Here is a 17,489-nt window from a genome sequence, read left to right on the forward strand (position 1 = left end):
TTGAGGCGGGGAACCATTTTTATAGCATGCCTAAAATTAGTGCAGTGGCAGTGGCAAGCTATATTTTTTCTGGCTACGCTAATATTATTATTTTTAATCGTCTGTTTAAAGTAAAAATTAAACGAATTAATTTATTGGTGATTTTTGAGATTTCGCTATTAACTTTGTTTACTTCCGTTATGATTCCTATAGGTATGCATGGTATTGATTCTGTAGGTGAATACATGTATCCATGGATTATTATGGTAGATACTATCCGCCTTCCTTATAGTCCAATTGAACGTGCACTGTTTATCTTTTTAATGTTATATGTCAACATTTCATTAATTAGTGTGGCAGTCCATTGGCATGTGGCGTTCGAATTGATCAAAGGAACTTTTTCAGAGAAAAATACAGAAAAGAAAAATAGACTAGTATTGACGCTGTTTTTTGCATTCTCGATCCTTGCTGTTATTAGGATCGATTATATGCACCCAGAAAAGTTATCCATGTACTGGCTCGTTGCCAGATTGTTTTTTGAAGTTCTTGCAGTCTTTGGTTTTTTCTTTTTCCTTAGGAGGAGGAAGGCATGAATCAAAATGTAAAAATGTTGAGCGGTTTACTTATCGTCTTGCTCATGGCGTGTTTCCTATCAGGATGTGGATTTAAAGACATTGATAAACGTCTCTTTGTTGTAAGTGTAGGAATAGATCCTGCAAAAAATAATTCGAAGAAATTTCTTGTTAGTCTAAAGTTTGCCCTTCCAACTGGTGAAAAAATATCAAATGAATTCTTAATTATCTCTCAAGAAGGGGATACCATCGCCGAATCGGTTAGAATAATGAAATCAAAAGTGGACAAAGAAATTGATTTTAGTCATGCAAAACTGATTGTTTACAATGAAGAGGTTATGAAGGCTGGACTGGATCCAAATCTTTACTATTGGTTTATCAGAAGGCTGGATTTCCAGGAGATGTCATGGGTAGCGATAGGAAAACCTTCTGCATTAGCGGTGCTGAAGGGGAAGCCTAAATCAGAACGTCTGCCTTCTAATGCACTATTCCTTGCGTTAGGAAGAGATGGAACAGAAACGGCTTATATTATCCCCGAGTTTCTATTTGATTTTAAAAAGCGATTCGGTGAAAAAGGACTTGACCCTCTGCTGCCTATTATTTTTGCAAAAAAGGATAATTTTGAAATCAACAGTGTTGCACTCTTAGATAAGAATAAATTGAAGTTGAAGTTACAATCGAAGGAAACGATGATTTTGAATTTGTTTTTAACTCAAAACCAAAAAACAGCTTTGAAAATCAATGGTGGTGAAGATTCATTCGTGATTGATACGCAAGCGGTAAAAACAAAATATAAGTTAATCACAGAAAATCAAAAACAACCTTATATTAAAGTGGACTTGAGTGTAGATGGAAGAATAGAAGAAGCTCGGTTTAATGTGAGTAATAAAGACTTGGATAAATATGAAAAAGCGGCAAAGGGTTATGTAAGTAAACAAGTCAAAGCAGTACTAGTAAAAATGCAAAAAGAAAATGTTGATCCTATCGGATTTGGTTTGCGCTATCGGAGCAGACATATGGGGAATGATGATTGGAAAACTTGGCAGCAATTATATCCAACAATAAAATTTAAAGTAAATGCCGATATTAATATTTCAGATACAGGTTTAGTGGAATAAAATAGGCATTCCAAGGCTGGAATGCCTGAGTAGTTCTATACTGTCTGTTCAGCTTTATTACGCATGGATTGAGGGATATACACGCAGAATGGTTCACTTTCCATATAGTCACCGGTTACTGCATAGGTTCTAGAACGGGAACCGCCGCAGATTTTGTTGAATTCGCAGACTCCGCATTTACCTTTATAGTTGTCAGGCTGACGAAGATCCTTAAATACCTTTGCCTCACGGTAAATTTCAGCTAAAGGAGTTTCACGGATATTACCACCAACAATAGGAAGCAAGCCGCTAGGCATCACATCTCCAATATGGTTAACAAAAACAAAGCCATTTCCGTCATTTACACCCTTCGGTGCGCGTTTTAAGCCATCATGCATCGAAGCAAAATCGGTTGTAATGGAATCTTCGTAGCGAATTTCACCTTTTTCGATTAAATGGTCACGTGCTTTTTCTTGTAAAACAACACGACGATAATGTTGAGCAGCTGTTGTTTTAATATCATACGGAGCAGTTTTGCTTAGCTGATATAACCAACGGAAAACTTTTTCGTGCTCTGCAGGTGTGATACACGCATCCATTTGACCGCGTCCTGTTGGCACGAGTAAGAAGATGTACCACATAACCGCACCAAGTTCCTCTACTAGCTTAGACATTTGTTCAAGATGATCATAATTATAACGGGAGATAACTGTATTAATTTGCAAAGGCATTCCTAAGTCATTTAAATATTTAATTTTTTCAATTGTCAAATCGAAGGAACCTGGCACGCCACGGAACTTGTCATGAATCTCTGCTGTCGGTGCATCAAGACTTAAGCCCCAGCGTGAAAGACCGACTTCCTTGGCACGCTGCATTTTTTCCTTTGTAACATTCGGTGTTGCACTAGGAGTCATACTAACGCGCATCCCTTTTTTAACTGCATAGTCAGCAAGTTCAAAAAGGTCTTCTCGCATCATACAATCTCCGCCTGAGAATACAAGCATCGGATTATCCATTTCATAGATTTGATCGATTAAGTTAATGCCCTCTTCATGCGTTAATTCGCGAGGATCTGGAGTCAGTTGCGCATCAGCACGGCAGTGTACACATTTTAGCTGACATGCACGTGTTACTTCCCAAATAACAATAAACGGGTTAACGTCATAATCAATTTTTTTCATTCCATGCGGATGTCCCATAGTATGTGGATGTCCTTTACTTATTCCTTGCATACTTATCACCAAGATTCATAGTATTTTTTAAACCAATTAAAAACCATTAAAAATGTTTCTATAGGTTTATTATAAATTTGTCTCTTCGTTATGCATGAAAGGATTGTTACAATATTTCATAAGGTTTGTTACAAAATTTCTACAATTCTATTTCAAAAAAGTACCAAACTACTAATATGGTTCATGTTGTCACTAGAGAAGGTGAAGGGAAAACCTTGGTGTATATGGGTTGGAGGCATTTCTAGGGTTTGTTACTAGAGGGCTTTCATTACCTTTGCAGGGATATACTTCCTAAATACCCATATGTTGAGGATACAAATAAATAGGTGCTCTCCTTTATCATAGATTTATCAACGAATAGAGGAGAGCAACCATGAAAAAACATTTACTGACAGTCGCGGCAGCTGCCGGCATTTTGTTTACAAGTTTTAGTGGATCTGTAAGTGCACATGAGAATGTCTATACGGTTAAATCAGGAGATACGCTTTGGAGAATCTCGCAGAATAATAATGTTTCAGTTACAAATTTAAAAGCGTGGAATAATCTTTCCAGCGATAGCATCTATGTAAATCAAAAACTATCATTATTGGCACCTCACTCGCATGTTTCCACTTACACTGTTCAAAAAGGGGATACACTATGGGGGATTTCCTCGCGGCATAATCTAACTGTTGCACAGCTGAAATCTCTTAATAACATGACTGCGGATACCATTTATGGTGGACAAGTTCTTACCGTTTCTGGTACGGCTGCAACACCGACTCCAGCACCCATTTCTACTGTTTCAAAAGCGCAAATGGTGATTACAGAAGCGAAGAAATATATCGGCACTCCTTACCTATGGGGTGGTAATACTCCAGCTGGTTTTGACTGCAGCGGCTTCTCAAAATACGTTTTTGAAAAAGTAGGAATCTCACTTCCGAGAACAGCAGCAACACAGTTTTCTGGTCTTAAGGCTGTTAGCAATCCAAGCCCTGGTGACCTAGTGTTCTTTACCACTTATGCACCTGGTCCGTCTCATCTGGGAATTTTTATTGGCGATAACAAATTCATTCATGCTGGTTCATCAACAGGTGTTACCATTACCGATATGAATAATCCATATTGGAAGCCAAGATACCTTGGCGCTAGAACCGCATTTTAAAACAATAAAGAAAGACCTTTATCATACCGATAAAGGTCTTTGTTTGTTCCGGATAAATCTGAAAATATATATTTATGAACGGGGTATAAACCCTTATACTTAATAGGAAGAGTAATTTAGATTAGGAGAAATTGATGTATAAAAGAATCCTAAGCATATCACTATTAGTAATTGTTATTGCCATTGGCTTTTTGCAAAAAGATGAATTGATTTTATTAATTAAGGAAGGAGGAATCCTTTCTATACTTATCAGTATGCTGTTTGTAGCCATTTGCGTGTTTTTTCCTGTCATTCCTTTCCCTGTCCTTGCAGGCGTCATCGGCGGTGTTTTTGGAACGACTCAAGGAGTATTCGTTTCCTTGACGGGGGCCATGGCTGGAACAATGGCATTCTTCTTTTTAAGCAGATACGGTTTCTGGGATTATGCACAATCTAAGTTAATGAAATATCCGAAAGTTCAAGAATACGAAGAGTTTCTTAATCGAAATTCATTTGTTGCCATCTTAACCTGCCGTTTGATTCCTATCATCCCAGCGCCTGTTGTCAACATCATCTGCGGTTTAAGCAAGGTGAATTGGCTAACGTTTTTTACTTCCACAACGATTGGGAAAATCCCGAACATCTTAATTTTATCGTACGCAGGTGCTTCTTTTACCAGCAATAAGTTATTTTCTTTTGGTTTATATGGCAGTTATATTCTGGTTGTTTTCATCATTTACTCCATTGTCATCTACCGTAAAATGGCAAAGGAAACTGTCGACTAAACAATGTATTTTACTGGAAGTTCTTTTTCTTCAATTGTTATGACTTCTTTAAAGAAGCTTTTTAAAATAAACCATCGTGCCGGATAGGTATTAATAAAGTCTTCCATAACAAAAGGCGAGTATTGAATCAAACAATCAAGGTAGTTTCTATGCTTTTTTAGATCATGTAATAGGGCATGCGGAATGGTGTAGTAGTCATAAATTTGGTAAGGATTTAACTTTACGACTTCAATATTATGTTGTTGAATGTAAGGTAATATGGATTGTTCTTGAAGTTTAAAGCTTTCTTCCTTCGAAAGCCCATTTAAACTGATCCGATCATTGATAAAGTAGATTCCCTTCATACCATGACACCTCTTTCTACTAGCGTTTGGTATTGTTATTGACAGGGATGGAAGGAAGTATACTTCAAGTGAAACAAGATAGTAGTTTATTCCTAAATTTTGGAAGGTGATGGAACATGTCAAGTTGGAAAAAGGATGGTTTTACGATTAGTACAGATAAACAATATCTTGATACTGATGTGATTCACCATTTTTTATGTGTTGATTCTTACTGGGCCAAAGGTATTACCATGGATAAAGTGCAGAAATCGATTGAGAAATCCTCGATTTGCTTTGGTATGTATGAGGGAAATCCTGCAATAGGGGAAGCAAGGCAAATAGGTTTTGTCCGAGCGGTAACTGATTTTGTAAGATTCGCTTGGATTATGGATGTATTTGTCCTTCCTGAATATAGGGGAAGAGGCTTATCGAAATGGATGATCGAAACGATGGTCGAGCAATCCGAACTAAAAGACGTTCGGAAAATGATGTTATGTACCTATGACGCACATGGTTTATATGAACAATATGGTTTTCAGACACTCGATGACCCCGAGATTTTTATGCAACGAAAAATATAGTTCTTCTTATAAAGGCTGTCTGCTAATTAGTAGACAGCCAGTATTATTATGTTTAGGAGAGAAAAGATGATTAGTGCTGCAATTCACGGATTTATCTTAGCCTTCGGGCTAATTTTACCTTTAGGGGTACAAAATGTTTTTGTATTTAATCAGGGTGCTTTACAGCCACATTGGCCTAAAGCATTACCAGTGGTAATCACAGCTGCACTTTGTGATACACTCTTAATTTCGTTGGCAGTTTTAGGAATTTCCGCAGTTGTAATAGAAATTAGCTTTTTAAAAATAGCCTTAAGTGTGATTGGGATTGCATTTTTACTTTATATGGGCTATGTAACATGGAAAAGTAAACCTAGTACAGAGGAGAATAGTGTTCAATTATTTTCAGCAGGGAAACAAATCACCTTCGCGGCGTCTGTTTCATTGTTAAATCCTCATGCCATTATGGATACCATTGGTGTAATTGGAACGAGCTCATTAACGTACACAGGAATAGAAAAGGGAGTTTTTATGATTGTCTGTATTTTCGTTTCTTGGTTATGGTTTTTTGGATTATCGATAGTTGGCAGATTGGTAGGAAAACTTGATCAAAGTGGCAAATTCATTCACACGTTAAATAAAATATCTGCTGTTATTATGTGGGGAACTGCGGTGTACCTAGTGTTTTCGTTATAAAAAATGTACCCGGCGAATTGCCGGGTATTGGAAAAGAATCTATATAATAAAAGGGGGGGAGGATCGGTTCTTGTTAAGGAACCTATTACTATAATAGAGGACAAATATGAACAAACTATGAATGAATAATTAATAGATTGGTAATTTTGTGGAGGAGATAATAATGAAGGACTTTCATTACTGTGCTACCTGCAGACATTTTAAAGCGGAGAGAAAATCAAATGGAATGGTTTATTACTGCAGTCGTTTAGGATATGAAACGAAAACTCATTATAAATTTAACTGCTGGACTCCAAAAAAGAGCATAATAGAGTTAATGGAGAAATTGAAGAAGAGTTAATAAAGGAGTTTTGAATGCAATGGCAAACACACACATTTTTTCACGAAATGAGGAGGTTGCTAATTCGATTACGCACGGTATTGGGGCCATTCTTAGTATTGCTGCTTTGGTTATTTTAATCGTTTTTTCCTCCCTGTATGGAACGGCATGGCACATTGTAAGCTTTACAATCTATGGAGCATCCATGTTCATCTTGTATATGTCCTCTACATTGGTACATAGTTTTCCAGAAGGTAAAGCCAAAGATATATTTGAAATCTTTGACCATTCCTCGATCTACTTTTTTATTGCAGGAACCTATACACCATTCTTGCTGGTTGTGATTAGAGGTCCTTTAGGCTGGTCGTTGTTCGGGGTAGTTTGGGGACTCGCGATCGCTGGTACGATTTTTAAGTGTTTTTTTGCAAAAAAATATTTATTTACCTCGACGATTCTCTACGTGGTAATGGGTTGGATGATGGTTTTCGCGTGGAATCCATTAGCAGCTAGACTGCCTTCTGAAGGGATGACCTATTTAATGATTGGCGGTCTCCTTTACACATTTGGGGCAATTTTTTATGTATGGCGCGGGTTTCGCTATCACCATGCAATTTGGCATTTATTCGTAATCGCCGGAACTGTGCTTCATTTTTTCTGCGTCTTGTTTTATGTATTACCCATTTAATAGTGTAAATCCAAAAAGGCGTCTGAATATAAGTACAAAAGGTGCCGTTTTGAGGTGCTTCTCTCGTTTGAATGTAATGTCTTGTCCTAATCGAGTAACCAGCTAAAGTAAAATAAGCGGAGAATTTCCGGCTAACTGCAGAAAGGGGCTCGTTTCGGGGTAAATAAGCGGAGGTTTTCCGCTTATGCAAAGAAAAATCTCCCATTTTCGAATTTTTCTAGCCATTAGGCGGAATCTTTCCGTCTATTTTATGCTTTTTCTAATGATATTTACTTATTAAGCGGAATTCTTCCGTCTATTTATCAGATCGGGGCTTAGCTGTATCCCCAAAAATAAAGAAAAAGACGTATGCCTGTTCATACGTCAATTCTTGTGTCTATTAATATGGGTGCACCAAAACGGAACCCTCCTAAAAGTATCAGACGCCTTTTTCAATTTAATTTTTCTTCATTGCAAAGTAGGTATCCATCACTCTTCGGCCGATAAGAAAGTTTGCTCCATTATCGGTAGTACCTTGGTACGCCCAAGGGACAATCACAGCCATTGCCACTTCAGGGTTGGTGCTTGGTGCGTAAGTAACTAAGCTTAAATTCATTACAGGAGGCGGTTCTTTCCCGAATTTAGCGCGTTCGGGTCCATCATAAAACGCCTCCGCGGTCCCAGTTTTCCCTGCAGGAGAGTAGGAGACGCCTGTAAACCGTCTAAATGCTGTTCCCCCTGGCTCCTGGAATACTTTTTTGAAGCCTAGTTGAACTCGGTCCATCCATGCAGGTTCGGCATCAATTGTATTCAGGACAGTTGGTTTAATTTCTTGGAAAACAGGTCCGATTTCGTCTGTATTATTATCAATCGGCTCACGTATTTCCTTTACAATGTGAGGTTTCATCCTTTTTCCGCCATTTGCAATCGTTGAAATGTATTGTGCTAATTGCATAGGCGAATAGGTGTCATATTGTCCAATAACTAAGTCCATGATATGACCTGGGAGGCGGCTAGACCCCTTTAGACCACTGGATTCATTTGGCAAGTCAATTCCCGTTCTAGAACCAAGCCCAAAGCTTGCAAAGGAATTACGTATGATGTCAACTGTATTTGGTGCAAGACTTAAAGGCTGATCAAATTGGTAATTCCCTTTACCAATTCGAATAGCAGTATGGAACATATAAACGTTTGACGATAATTTTAACGCTTCGACATCATTCAGCGTCCCAAGGTAGGAATAGGACTTTTTCAATGGAGTGTCCTTGATTTTAATACCTGTATCATTTATACGGGTTCCTGGTTTAATCACGCCTGTCTTGAAACCTGTTAGAACCGTAGCACCTTTTACAGCTGAACCTACATTATAGGTAGTCGTAATTGTACCCAATGCGTCATCTTGCATTTCTAATTGGCCAGTTTCTGGATTTTTAACGATTCTTTTTCCTGCCATAGTTAAAACCGCTCCATTATTTGGATCCATTAACACGACATAGGCGCGATCCAACAGGGAGGTATTAGGTGTTTTTTTCAATCCCCAAAGCTCTTCCTCAATGATTTTTTCTACTGCTTTTTGTAATTCCATATCAACAGTGAGGACGAGGTCCTTGCCTCTTTTTCCATCTGTAACTACTTCGGTTTCAATAACATTACCTTGCTTATCTGTAACTGTTTTAACCTTTGATTTGTGACCATGGAGAACATCTTCGTATTGCAGTTCAAGTTGGCTTTTTCCAACTCTGTCATTCCGGTTGTACCCTAACGATAAAAAATAATCCAGTCGGTCTGCGGGCAGACCCTCCTCTGTTTTCGTAACGTTTCCTAGGATTGATTTTAAAGTTTGGTCAAAAGTGTAAGATCTATCCCAGTCTGTAGTAGTATCAATTCCAGGGAGAGATTGTAGATTCTCACTTACAATCGCAAATTCCTCAGGTGTGACATCTTCATTTTTGACAATTTGTGGGGTGAATTTATAACCGCTCGAAAATTCAAGATATATGGACCAAACTTCTAAATCTTCTGGCGTTAACTGACTTATTTCTTCCTCAGTGATCCGTTCAATCTTTAATTTATATATATCATTATCCTTTAATTTTTTTGCTTTCACTAAATCTAATTCTTTTTTTGTGACTTTTGCATCCGCTTTTTTGGGATATTTGAGGATCCAAAGATCCTTTTTTTCTCGTTGCGTCATCTTATCATAATTTTTAAAAATTAATTTCGCTAATTTTTCAGCCGTATCCAGCATCTCTTTCTGGCTGGCTCCCATATTTGTGTATGTAATGGCGCGTTTTGGAATATTGTCAACGATGACTCGGTAATTACTATCAAACATTTTTCCCCTTGGTACAGGGTTGTTTATCGTAATATCTTCTTTTCGCTCCAATTCACGTTTGAAATTTTCTCCGTATACGATTTGAACAAATCCCAGGCGCAAAATTAGGATGGAAAATAACAAAAATACACTAAAAAATAGCAGATTAAGGCGGATTGGAAAATGAGATTTCTTCTTTTTCTTTTTCTCCAAGTGTTTTCACATCCTTGATACTTTTTGGTTAGTATGTCCTCATAAGAGAATTGGTAATTATTATTTATTTTACGTTTACATTTGAAAAAATGTAAAGGATTTCCTCTTCAATTGTAACCTTTGCGTAAATTTTTCGTGTTCTATTTAGATGTTACCATTTGTTAGAGGACTTGAAATTTTAGCCATTTTCGAAAACATCATTTATAATGATATGGCAATCCTCACAAATAGAGAATTTTAGGAGGTTACATATTGGAAAAAGTAGTGGATCAATCGTTACAGGCTGCTTTAGAAAAATTTCATGCTTTAGATCAGAAAATCACTCATTTTTCAAGTATCATTGGTCTGACTGATTGGGACTCAAAAGTGATGGCACCGAAAAAAGGCAGAAATGTGTTTGCCAAAGCAACTGGAACATTAAGGACGGAAGTGTTTAAGCTCCAGGTATCGGAGGAAATGGGAGACTTGCTGGCAGTTTTAACTTCAGCAGAAAACTCAGAAGTATTGGATCAAGTGACAAAAGCAAAGGTAAGAGAGTACAATGAGTTTTATCAAAAATCAAAAAGTATTCCAGCTGACCTTTTTCAGGAGTATTCTATTTTAACGGCCCAGGCAAATAACGCATGGGAAGAAGCTAGAGAGAAAAATGAGTTTGCTATTTTCCTTCCGTATTTAGAAAAAATCGTAGATTACAAGAGAAAGTTTGCTGAAATATACGGCTATGAAGATCATCCATATGACGCTTTATTAGATGAATTTGAACCAGGTTTAACAGTAAAAAGGTTAGATCCTTTATTCGCGAAACTTAGAGAATCAAGTGTAAATCTTTTAGACCGGATTAAAAAGTCAGGAAAAACTACACCTGAGGAAGTGTTCGAACAGGCATTTGAGATTGATAAACAGAAAGAATTTAATCGTTTTATTTTACCTATTATTGGTTTTGATATGGAAGCAGGCCGTCTTGATGAAACCGTTCATCCATTTGCACAAACGGTTACGATTGGCGATGTTCGTTTAACTACCCGCTATGTAGAAAAAAATGTCCGTTCTGCACTTTTTGGTACGATTCATGAAGCAGGCCACGGTATATATGAGCAGCATGTAAATCCAGAGTATGAAGAAAGCGTCCTTCAAAGCGGCGCTTCATTTGGTATCCATGAATCGCAATCAAGATTTTTAGAAAATATGGTTGGACGCAGTAATGAATTTTGGTATTATTTTTACCCTCATCTGGTTAAATATTTTCCAGCACAGCTTAAAAATGTTTCAGTTGATGATTTTTACAAAGCAGTTAATAGTGTAAAGCCATCCTTTATTCGTGTCGAAGCGGATGAATTAACGTATAATCTTCACATTATGCTTCGATATGAAATTGAAAAAGCGTTAATTGGCGGTGTAATCGAAGTGAAGGATTTACCTGCAGTATGGAATCAAAAAATGCAGGACTACCTTGGAATTACACCACCTACTGATAGTGAGGGCGTACTTCAGGATGTGCATTGGTCGTTTGGCGGGTTTGGTTATTTCCCATCCTATTCATTAGGAAATCTCTATGCCGCTCAAATCCTTCGTACCATACAAAAGGAGATCCCAGATTTCTATGCCCATATTGAAAATGGCCGTTTCGAGGTTATTCAGGAATGGCTGCGTGAAAATATCCATCAATATGGAAAACTGTATACGCCTAATGAGTTAATTATTAAAATAACAGGTGAACAGTTAAACGCCAATTACCTTGTTGAGTACCTTGAGAAGAAATATTCCGAGGTTTATGGGTTGTAGAAAAAATTTGGTATTGACTCTATAGTGGATTTATCATATAGTATTAGTAATAAAATATTTCCTTTTAAAGGGGAGTAGCTGGACAATAAAGTCGTCATTCCGAGAAGTAATTTCTCCGGCTTTATTGGCAACGTGATGTTGTTAGCAAGACCTTTACTGCAAAACGGTAAAGGTCTTTTTGTGTTTATTGAGGCCTTTACCGTTGGAAAAAGTTCAACTTTTTCCTTGGTAAAGGCTTTTTTATTGCAGCAAGAGGGATATTTTAGAAAAAAACTTACTTTACAGGAGGACTTATTGATGGACTTTTCTCTATTGCTGGAATATGGATGGGTGTTATTGGTGTTAGTGGCACTGGAAGGATTATTAGCAGCAGACAATGCCTTGGTGCTTGCCATCATGGTAAAGCATTTACCGGAAGAAGATCGGAAGAAAGCATTATTTTATGGGTTAGCGGGAGCGTTCGTGTTTCGATTTGCTTCATTGTTTATTATTTCTTTTCTCGTCGATGTATGGCAGGTTCAAGCAATCGGTGCACTTTATCTTTTGTTTATGGCAGTTAATCATATTATCCGAAAAATCGCTGTCAAAGGAAAATCGGAGGGTACCCAAGGAGAAAAGGCTGTTAAGAAAAGTGGATTTTGGTTAACTGTTTTTAAGGTTGAATTAGCAGATATTGCCTTTGCGGTGGACTCCATCTTAGCGGCGGTTGCACTCGCAGTCGTACTTCCAGACACGCCGCTTCCTAACATTGGCGGTTTGGACGGTGGTAAATTCTTAGTTATTTTTGCCGGTGGAATCATTGGTCTTGTAATTATGCGATTTGCAGCAAATCAATTTGTAAAGCTATTAGAGAGAAGACCTGGTCTTGAAATAGCGGCATTTGGTATCGTTGGCTGGGTAGGTGTTAAGCTAGCAGTTTACACACTTTCGCATCCATCACTTGCAGTTTTAAGTGAAGAATTCGCCCATTCTACAGAATGGAAATTAACGTTTTATGCCGTGTTAGTGGGAATTGCAGCAGCTGGCTGGTTCTTTTCAAAGGATCAAGTCGCAGAGAAGGCAAAATTAGATACAAAAGCCTCATAATTTACTCGCGATAGAGGAAAACTTAAAAGAATAAGATTCGAAAGGAAGCTGCATTCAAATCGATTGCAGCTTTTTTTTCAGTAAAAAATACTGATTATGGGTATGAATAATGTATACATATATTTTTATGGAGGTGTAAGCCTTACATCATGTAAGGTGAGCCATTGACAATTATAAATCTTCTATTAATTGCTTTATTAATTGCGTTAACTGGATACTTCGTGGCGACTGAATTTGCAATCGTGAAGGTACGGGGATCCAGAATTGAACAATTAATCGCAGAAGGTAAAAAAGGGGCAGAAGCGGCTAAACATGTGACAACCCACCTCGATGAATACTTATCAGCCTGTCAGCTTGGAATAACGGTTACCGCTTTAGGTCTTGGCTGGCTGGGTGAACCAACGGTTGAAAGCCTATTGTTCCCGCTATTTAAACGGATGGAGTTAAATGAGGCGATATCCCATGTTCTATCGTTTGGTTTGGCATTTGCGTCCGTTACGTTTTTACACGTGGTGATTGGCGAGCTCGCTCCCAAAACTGTTGCCATACAAAAAGCAGAGGAAATTACTCTTGCGACCTCCAAACCATTGATTTGGTTTTATAAAATTATGTACCCCTTTATTTGGATATTAAATCATTCTGCACGGGTAATAGTAGGATGGTTTGGATTCAAATCTGTTTCAGAAAATGAATTGGGATTGTCTGAGGAAGAACTGCGAATTCTATTGTCAGAAAGCTATGAAAGTGGAGAAATCAATAAAAGCGAACTGGAGTACGTGAACAATATTTTTGAATTTGATGAAAGAATTGCAAAAGAGATTATGGTTCCAAGAACGGAAATGGTTACCTTAAATATGAATGACAGTTTTGAAACAGTCAGGGAGGTTATAAAAAGAGAAAAATATACACGTTACCCCGTTGTGGTCGATGGTGATAAGGACAATATATTAGGTCTTATAAATATAAAAGAAATTTTAACGGAGGAAATTAGGAGGGAAGAAATCCTAAAGGATACCACCTTGCAGTCAATGTTGAGACCCGTTATTCGTGTTATTGAATCCATTCCAATTCACGACTTGCTGGTGAAAATGCAAAAGGAACGATCTCACATGGCCATTCTTCTTGATGAATATGGAGGGACTTCTGGATTAGTAACCGTTGAGGATATTTTAGAGGAAATTGTCGGCGAAATCCGTGATGAGTACGACACAGATGAAGTTGCTGAAATTCGAAAAATTAACCCTGACCACTACCTGTTTAATGCCAAAGTATTAGTGGGAGAAGTAAATGATGTTTTGGGTACAAATTTATCTGCTGAGGAAGTAGATACGATTGGCGGTTGGTTCCTGACTCGTAACTTTGATGCAAAAAAGGGCGACCAGATCGAGGAAGAAGGAATTATTTTCACTGTAAAAGAAATTCAAGGACATCATATTCTATTAATAGAAGCAAAAAAAGTATTTACTGCAGAAGAAAAAACATAAACAAGCAATTCCGCCTGATTTAGGAATTGCTTGTTTTAATTTGTCAAGAATGGGTGAACGATTTATCAAAAAAAGTTTGACAATTTTGTGAACACGAGCAATAATTAATAATATATAGAAAGGGGATATGTTGTTATGAAGGGAAGAGAGAGATTACTGAATGCGGTAACCTATGTTGGGCTGATTGTTCTAACACTTGGAATTTTAACTTTTATGGCAGGTTTAATTGTAAACGGTTTCAGCATTTTGGTTCCAGTCGGTATTGGAACATCCGTTGGTGCAGTTTTTATTTTTCTGATTGGCGTGTTTTTAGTCGTAACAGATGAGATGTTAGAAAAATCATATATCGGAACGAAAGTGGTTCCATTGAAATCAAAAAAAGGAGCACCTATTCAATAGGTACTCCTTTCTTTATTTACATATCCCAAACCATCGCGAGTAAGGTTCCGAATACTGTAACGAGTGCAATGATCAGACCGTAGAATACATTTGTATAAATTGCACTTTTATCTTTTGTTTCTCCGGCGTGCATAAAGACAACTAACTGAAGTCCCGCTTGAATAAATGCTGTGACAAGAAGGATTGTCATGCCTGCAGCAAAGGACATATCAAGGAAGTAAACCGCTAATGCAACGGTTGTCAGGAGTAACGAGAATACAAAACCAAGTACTTGTTTCATCGGAAATAATTGGCTCATATTACATCATTCCTTTCAAATAGATGAAGCTGAAGATGAAAATCCAAACGACATCTAGGAAATGCCAATAAAGCGAAAAGATGAATGCTTTATTGGTTGTTTGTGGGGTTAATCCACGTTTTTTGATCTGAAGGATAATGAACAATCCCCAGAAAAATCCAAGTGTAACGTGTGCTCCATGTGTTCCAAGGGTTGTTAAGAGTGCACTTGTAAATGCGCTAGTTTGTATACCAGCACCTTCATGTACATACGTAACAAACTCAAATATTTCCACTCCTAAAAATGCTAGACCGAGAAGAAGTGTGATGGAAAAGAAGGTAACCATCGCTTTTTGTTTTCCAATACGCATCGCATGAATACCAAGTCCAACAGTAAAACTACTCGTTAAAAGTATGATTGTTTCGAATAGAACAGGGGTGATTTGGAATATCTCTGCTCCAGTTGGACCGCTGCCAGTTCTATTCTCTAACGTGAAATAGGTGGCGAAAAGGGTAGCGAAAAGCATAATTTCGGCACCAAGGAAGATCCAAAATCCTAAGATTTTTAAACTGTTTTCTTCGGTACTGTATTCTAATGGAAGCGAGTTATCTATTTTCATTTTTTAAGCACCTCGCAAATTTGTTTCTGTTTCTTCAATTTCTTTAACTGAAATATAGCGGCCATGGTCTTGTTCAAATGAACGTAGAGCCATACAAACAAAAATTCCAATGGTTGTAAGGATTACAGGAATCCACAAGCTGAAAACAAAGGAAAATCCCCAAACAAAGAAGATACAGCTCATGATGAACGGGATACCGCTATTATTTGGCATGTGGATTTTTTGGTATTCGCCTTTAAATAATACATGCCCATTCTTTTTTGCGTCCCATAATGCTTCATTAGAGCGTACATCTGGTAAAATCGCAAAATTGTATTCTGGTACTGGTGTATGTGTGGACCACTCTAACGTACGAGCATCCCAAGGATCATTACTGATATCTCTTGATTCATATCGAGTACTATAGTAAATATTGTAGACGATTAATACAAAACCAATCGCCATGATTGCTGCTCCGACGAAGGAAATCATATTCATTAAGCCAAATCCAGCAGCTTCAGAGTATGTGTACATACGGCGTGCCTGACCATCTAAGCCGGAAACATACATAGGCATGAAGGCTAAGATGAAGCCGATTGAAAGTAGCCATGCTGTCCATTTACCAATTTTCTCATTTAACATAAAGCCAAACATTTTTGGCCAATAATAATGAAGCCCTGCAAGCATTGCATAGACAACACCAGGAATAATAACGTTATGGAAGTGAGCAACTAAGAACATCGTATTATGATATTGATAGTCCGCTGCAGACATCGCAAGCATTACCCCGGTAACTCCGCCAAGTGTAAACAGCGGAATGAATAGCATGCTATAAAGCATTGGCGTAGTAAAAACAATTTTTCCTTTTCTCAGCGTTAGAAGCCAGTTGAAGATCTTGACTCCCGTCGGTACGGCAATCGCCATAGTTGTAATCGAGAAGATACTATTTGTAAAAGCGCCTTGACCCATGGTGAAGAAATGGTGAGCCCATACTAAGAAGGATAGAAGGGAGATAATAACCATCGATCCTACCATAGATTTATAGCCATATAGGTTACGACGAGCAAAGGTTGAGATAACTTCACTGTAAATACCAAATGCCGGCAATATTAAGATATATACTTCAGGGTGTCCCCAAACCCAGAAAATGTTGGCCCAAAGCATATCCATACCGCCATTATCCATGGTGAAGAAATTTGTTCCAAATTGACGATCCAGCGTTCCCATAGCTAGTAACACAGCTAAAACAGGGAATGCGAAAACGATGATCACGTTCGCGATTAAAGCAGACCAAGTAAACATTGGCATTTTCATTAATGTCATACCAGGTGCTCTCATTTTGAGAATAGTAGTAATAAAGTTGATACCTGTCATTAATGTACCAATACCTGCGATTTGAATCGCAATCATATAATAATTGTTACCAACAGATTCACTAAATTCGGTACCTGCAAGCGGGAAATAAGATGTCCAGCCTGCATCAGGTGAACCGCCGACAACGAATGAAATGTTGAATAACATCGCACCCATAAAGAATAGCCAGAAGCTTAATGCGTTCAAGCGTGGGAATGCTACGTCACGAGCTCCAATTTGTAATGGAACAACAAAGTTCATAAAGAACATTATGAATGGCATTGCCATAAACAGGATCATAACAATCCCATGTGTTGTGAAAATTTCATTATAATGCTGTGCGTCAAGGAGCGTGTTTTCTGGTACTGCCAGCTGAGCACGCATCATGATAGCGTCAACTCCGCCTCGGAATAGCATGAGGAGGGCAGAAAGTAGATACATAATACCAATTCGTTTGTGGTCAACAGTTGTTAACCACTCACGCCATAGGTAGCCCCATTTTTTAAAATAAGTTAATCCGGCAATTACTGCGATGATGGTCAGTCCAATTGCCGCCATTGAGGCATAAATCGCAAGACTTGGATGTGGAACGGCAAATCGATCAAAGAAATCCATTTATTATATCTCCTTTCAAGG

The 17,489-nt window shown here is 37.9% G+C and carries 17 protein-coding genes; 11 read left to right on the forward strand and 6 right to left on the reverse strand.

The features are described 5' to 3' along the window. Positions 1-26: 26 nt before the first annotated feature. Together F4694_RS16510 and F4694_RS16515 are read left to right on the forward strand one after the other, a co-directional pair. Positions 27-572 (forward strand): hypothetical protein, encoded by a 546-nt coding sequence (locus F4694_RS16510; protein ID WP_179599914.1) that lies wholly within the window; start codon positions 27-29, stop codon positions 570-572. After that, positions 569-1,669 carry a Ger(x)C family spore germination protein gene (locus tag F4694_RS16515; RefSeq protein WP_179599916.1) on the forward strand — a complete coding sequence of 367 codons (1,101 nt, stop codon included), beginning with the start codon at positions 569-571 and terminating at the stop codon, positions 1,667-1,669. Before F4694_RS16510 ends, F4694_RS16515 begins: the two co-directional genes overlap by 4 nt. 35 nt (positions 1,670-1,704) lie before the next feature. Here the strand turns inward: F4694_RS16515 and F4694_RS16520 are convergent, their stop codons facing one another. Next, on the reverse strand, positions 1,705-2,847 hold the full coding sequence (locus F4694_RS16520; protein ID WP_374757434.1) for a TIGR04053 family radical SAM/SPASM domain-containing protein: 1,143 nt from the start codon (positions 2,845-2,847) through the stop codon (positions 1,705-1,707). A gap of 406 nt (positions 2,848-3,253) precedes the next feature. Here F4694_RS16520 and F4694_RS16525 point away from each other — a divergent pair, with 406 nt between their 5' ends. Then, positions 3,254-4,024, forward strand: coding sequence for a C40 family peptidase (locus F4694_RS16525; RefSeq protein ID WP_179599921.1), 771 nt, complete (start codon positions 3,254-3,256; stop codon positions 4,022-4,024). 134 nt (positions 4,025-4,158) lie between these two features. After that, positions 4,159-4,788 (forward strand): TVP38/TMEM64 family protein, encoded by a 630-nt coding sequence (locus F4694_RS16530; protein WP_179599924.1) that lies wholly within the window; start codon positions 4,159-4,161, stop codon positions 4,786-4,788. On the opposite strand, the gene F4694_RS16535 is transcribed toward F4694_RS16530, so the two are convergent. Next, positions 4,785-5,132, reverse strand: a complete 348-nt coding sequence (locus F4694_RS16535) for a hypothetical protein (protein ID WP_179599927.1) — start codon at positions 5,130-5,132, stop codon at positions 4,785-4,787. The two genes, F4694_RS16530 and F4694_RS16535, sit on opposite strands and share 4 nt — an antisense overlap. 116 nt (positions 5,133-5,248) lie before the next feature. Here F4694_RS16535 and F4694_RS16540 point away from each other — a divergent pair, with 116 nt between their 5' ends. From F4694_RS16540 to trhA, 3 genes are all read left to right on the forward strand, one after another. After that, positions 5,249-5,692, forward strand: a complete 444-nt coding sequence (locus tag F4694_RS16540; protein WP_179599929.1) for a GNAT family N-acetyltransferase — start codon at positions 5,249-5,251, stop codon at positions 5,690-5,692. A gap of 66 nt (positions 5,693-5,758) precedes the next feature. Beyond that, the gene (locus F4694_RS16545; RefSeq protein ID WP_179599932.1) at positions 5,759-6,364 is read left to right on the forward strand and encodes a LysE/ArgO family amino acid transporter; all 606 of its coding nucleotides are present in this window, start codon (positions 5,759-5,761) and stop codon (positions 6,362-6,364) included. 359 nt (positions 6,365-6,723) lie between these two features. Then, on the forward strand, positions 6,724-7,368 hold the full coding sequence (gene trhA / locus F4694_RS16550; RefSeq protein ID WP_179599934.1) for a PAQR family membrane homeostasis protein TrhA: 645 nt from the start codon (positions 6,724-6,726) through the stop codon (positions 7,366-7,368). A 436-nt stretch (positions 7,369-7,804) separates the two neighbouring features. On the opposite strand, the gene F4694_RS16555 is transcribed toward trhA, so the two are convergent. Beyond that, positions 7,805-9,874: a peptidoglycan D,D-transpeptidase FtsI family protein gene (locus F4694_RS16555; RefSeq protein WP_179599937.1), complete on the reverse strand. Its 2,070-nt coding sequence runs from the start codon at positions 9,872-9,874 to the stop codon at positions 7,805-7,807. Between the two features lie 252 nt (positions 9,875-10,126). Here F4694_RS16555 and F4694_RS16560 point away from each other — a divergent pair, with 252 nt between their 5' ends. The 4 genes from F4694_RS16560 (at position 10,127) to F4694_RS16575 (ending at position 14,625) form a co-directional block, all read left to right on the forward strand. Then, on the forward strand, positions 10,127-11,656 hold the full coding sequence (locus F4694_RS16560) for a carboxypeptidase M32 (protein WP_218895701.1): 1,530 nt from the start codon (positions 10,127-10,129) through the stop codon (positions 11,654-11,656). A 297-nt stretch (positions 11,657-11,953) separates the two neighbouring features. Beyond that, positions 11,954-12,742 (forward strand): TerC family protein, encoded by a 789-nt coding sequence (locus F4694_RS16565; RefSeq protein ID WP_179599939.1) that lies wholly within the window; start codon positions 11,954-11,956, stop codon positions 12,740-12,742. A 164-nt stretch (positions 12,743-12,906) separates the two neighbouring features. Beyond that, the gene (locus F4694_RS16570) at positions 12,907-14,226 is read left to right on the forward strand and encodes a hemolysin family protein (protein ID WP_179599942.1); all 1,320 of its coding nucleotides are present in this window, start codon (positions 12,907-12,909) and stop codon (positions 14,224-14,226) included. Positions 14,227-14,361: 135 nt separating this feature from the next. Next, the gene (locus tag F4694_RS16575) at positions 14,362-14,625 is read left to right on the forward strand and encodes a hypothetical protein (protein ID WP_179599944.1); all 264 of its coding nucleotides are present in this window, start codon (positions 14,362-14,364) and stop codon (positions 14,623-14,625) included. A gap of 16 nt (positions 14,626-14,641) precedes the next feature. Here the strand turns inward: F4694_RS16575 and qoxD are convergent, their stop codons facing one another. Genes qoxD through qoxB form a run of 3 tightly spaced genes read right to left on the reverse strand, consistent with a single transcriptional unit; the run spans position 14,642 to position 17,468 of the window. Then, entirely contained in the window at positions 14,642-14,923 is a 282-nt protein-coding gene (gene qoxD / locus F4694_RS16580) for a cytochrome aa3 quinol oxidase subunit IV (RefSeq protein WP_179599946.1), read from the reverse strand. A 1-nt stretch (position 14,924) separates the two neighbouring features. Then, the gene (gene qoxC / locus F4694_RS16585) at positions 14,925-15,521 is read right to left on the reverse strand and encodes a cytochrome aa3 quinol oxidase subunit III (RefSeq protein ID WP_179599948.1); all 597 of its coding nucleotides are present in this window, start codon (positions 15,519-15,521) and stop codon (positions 14,925-14,927) included. Positions 15,522-15,524: 3 nt separating this feature from the next. Beyond that, positions 15,525-17,468 carry a cytochrome aa3 quinol oxidase subunit I gene (gene qoxB / locus F4694_RS16590; protein WP_179599950.1) on the reverse strand — a complete coding sequence of 648 codons (1,944 nt, stop codon included), beginning with the start codon at positions 17,466-17,468 and terminating at the stop codon, positions 15,525-15,527. Positions 17,469-17,489 lie beyond the last annotated feature (21 nt).

Origin of the sequence: Neobacillus driksii (assembly GCF_013409995.1) — a bacterium.
In the GTDB taxonomy this organism is placed as follows: Bacteria; Bacillota; Bacilli; order Bacillales; family Cytobacillaceae; genus Neobacillus; species Neobacillus driksii.

Bases quoted from the DNA above. Each gene is read 5' to 3' on its own strand.
- F4694_RS16510 (WP_179599914.1), top strand. From the start codon at position 27: ATGCCTAAAATTAGTGCAGTGGCAGTGGCAAGCTATATTTTTTCTGGC.
- F4694_RS16515 (WP_179599916.1), top strand. From the start codon at position 569: ATGAATCAAAATGTAAAAATGTTGAGCGGTTTACTTATCGTCTTGCTC.
- F4694_RS16520 (WP_374757434.1), bottom strand. From the start codon at position 2,847: ATGGGACATCCGCATGGAATGAAAAAAATTGATTATGACGTTAACCCG.
- F4694_RS16525 (WP_179599921.1), top strand. From the start codon at position 3,254: ATGAAAAAACATTTACTGACAGTCGCGGCAGCTGCCGGCATTTTGTTT.
- F4694_RS16530 (WP_179599924.1), top strand. From the start codon at position 4,159: ATGTATAAAAGAATCCTAAGCATATCACTATTAGTAATTGTTATTGCC.
- F4694_RS16535 (WP_179599927.1), bottom strand. From the start codon at position 5,132: ATGAAGGGAATCTACTTTATCAATGATCGGATCAGTTTAAATGGGCTT.
- F4694_RS16540 (WP_179599929.1), top strand. From the start codon at position 5,249: ATGTCAAGTTGGAAAAAGGATGGTTTTACGATTAGTACAGATAAACAA.
- F4694_RS16545 (WP_179599932.1), top strand. From the start codon at position 5,759: ATGATTAGTGCTGCAATTCACGGATTTATCTTAGCCTTCGGGCTAATT.
- trhA (WP_179599934.1), top strand. From the start codon at position 6,724: ATGGCAAACACACACATTTTTTCACGAAATGAGGAGGTTGCTAATTCG.
- F4694_RS16565 (WP_179599939.1), top strand. From the start codon at position 11,954: ATGGACTTTTCTCTATTGCTGGAATATGGATGGGTGTTATTGGTGTTA.
- F4694_RS16575 (WP_179599944.1), top strand. From the start codon at position 14,362: ATGAAGGGAAGAGAGAGATTACTGAATGCGGTAACCTATGTTGGGCTG.
- qoxD (WP_179599946.1), bottom strand. From the start codon at position 14,923: ATGAGCCAATTATTTCCGATGAAACAAGTACTTGGTTTTGTATTCTCG.
- qoxC (WP_179599948.1), bottom strand. From the start codon at position 15,521: ATGAAAATAGATAACTCGCTTCCATTAGAATACAGTACCGAAGAAAAC.
- qoxB (WP_179599950.1), bottom strand. From the start codon at position 17,468: ATGGATTTCTTTGATCGATTTGCCGTTCCACATCCAAGTCTTGCGATT.